The sequence below is a fragment of the Pseudomonas sp. SIMBA_067 genome (assembly GCF_046534675.1).
Classification (GTDB): Bacteria; Pseudomonadota; Gammaproteobacteria; order Pseudomonadales; family Pseudomonadaceae; genus Aquipseudomonas; species Aquipseudomonas putida.
This window is the reverse complement of record NZ_JAWRYH010000950.1, coordinates 1-251: the sequence shown is the minus strand read 5'-3', so window position 1 is coordinate 251 and position 251 is coordinate 1. Positions and strand designations below refer to the sequence as shown.

1 protein-coding gene is annotated in these 251 nt (G+C 64.5%); it reads right to left on the bottom strand.

Annotated elements, in window-relative coordinates:
* Positions 1 to 93: 93 nt before the first annotated feature.
* Positions 94 to 251, bottom strand: a 158-nt coding sequence (locus SB765_RS32005; protein ID WP_410932808.1) for a hypothetical protein, incomplete at its 5' end; no start/stop codon positions are given.

Here is a 251-nt window from a genome sequence, read left to right as displayed (position 1 = left end):
CGATGGGGCCGCTTCGCAGCCCGTTCCGACCGGTCCGGCGCCCCGGCAAGGCCGCTCCTACACAAAGGCGGGCTGTATCAGTTGTGGCAGTGATCAGTACACATCCCGCCGATAGCGCCCCTCTTCGATCAATTGCTCGACCAACGCTTCTCCGAGAATGCCCTTCAGCGCGGCATCAACACCGGCAGCCATCCCTTGCAGGCTGCCACAGACATACACACAGGCCCCGTCCGCGACCCAGCGCTTGACCG